Origin of the sequence: Vibrio tetraodonis (assembly GCF_003350295.1) — a bacterium.
Taxonomy (GTDB): domain Bacteria; phylum Pseudomonadota; class Gammaproteobacteria; order Enterobacterales; family Vibrionaceae; genus Vibrio; species Vibrio tetraodonis.
In genome coordinates, this window is sequence record NZ_QLYY01000035.1 from 1 (window position 1) to 1,132 (window position 1,132).

At 46.5% G+C, this 1,132-nt stretch carries 4 tRNA genes and 1 rRNA gene; all 5 read right to left on the reverse strand.

Annotated elements, in window-relative coordinates:
- Positions 1-419: 419 nt before the first annotated feature.
- Positions 420-495 (reverse strand) — tRNA-Val (locus DPF90_RS20135).
- Between the two features lie 13 nt (positions 496-508).
- Positions 509-584, reverse strand: a tRNA-Ala gene (locus tag DPF90_RS20140).
- A 14-nt stretch (positions 585-598) separates the two neighbouring features.
- Positions 599-674, reverse strand: a tRNA-Lys gene (locus DPF90_RS20145).
- A gap of 2 nt (positions 675-676) precedes the next feature.
- Positions 677-752, reverse strand: a tRNA-Glu gene (locus tag DPF90_RS20150).
- 124 nt (positions 753-876) lie between these two features.
- Positions 877-1,132 (reverse strand): 16S ribosomal RNA (locus DPF90_RS20155); the annotation flags it as partial.

Consider the following 1,132-nt stretch of genomic DNA (forward strand, 5'->3'; position numbering starts at 1 on the left):
GGCTCGGTCATGTAGAAAAACCACACTCCCGTCGACCCATTTCTCAGCGCCTAGCCTGAAGGCCAAAATCCACGTCGCAATATTTGGTGTTGTTGTTTAAACAACCAAAGTTGTCTGCAATTATTTAAACATGATGCAGACTCGATTTTGCCGGACTCAAATATAAACAACACACTAAGGTGTTGTTTCCAAGAACACTTGAATGTGTTTATTGGTGTTTATCTTTCGATAAACATTGAGAACTTTACAAACAATCCTATTCACAAGGAATCAAGATTGTTTTGTCAGCTTTCCAAATTATTAAAGAGCTATGTTTTCCCAAAGGGAAGTACATTATCTAAAGATTCTCGGCGTCGTTTATCTAACCACATACGCTTACTGAAGTGGTTTGGATAAAACAACCAAAGATACTTAGAGAATGGTGGGCGATACCGGGCTCGAACCAGTGACCCCCTGCTTGTAAGGCAGGTGCTCTCCCAACTGAGCTAATCGCCCATATCATCAAGAATGGTGGAGCTAAGCAGGATCGAACTGCTGACCTCCTGCGTGCAAGGCAGGCGCTCTCCCAGCTGAGCTATAGCCCCGTATCTTGAGAAAATGGTGGGTCGTGCAGGATTCGAACCTGCGACCAATTGATTAAAAGTCAACTGCTCTACCAACTGAGCTAACGACCCAATGGTATCCCGTAGGGGAGTCGAACCCCTGTTACCGCCGTGAAAGGGCGGTGTCCTAGGCCTCTAGACGAACGGGACACTAAGTCGAAGATATTGGGATATCTTCTTTCTCTTAAACTACATAAACCATCAATCTGTGTGAACACTCATCGCGACTTAATTTGTTTTCACTTTAAAAAGCAAAAGCAAACCATCCATCGTATAAGGAGGTGATCCAGCGCCAGGTTCCCCTAGCGCTACCTTGTTACGACTTCACCCCAGTCATGAACCACAAAGTGGTGAGCGTCCCCCCGAAGGTTAAACTACCCACTTCTTTTGCAGCCCACTCCCATGGTGTGACGGGCGGTGTGTACAAGGCCCGGGAACGTATTCACCGTGGCATTCTGATCCACGATTACTAGCGATTCCGACTTCATGGAGTCGAGTTGCAGACTCCAATCCGGACTACGACGCACTTT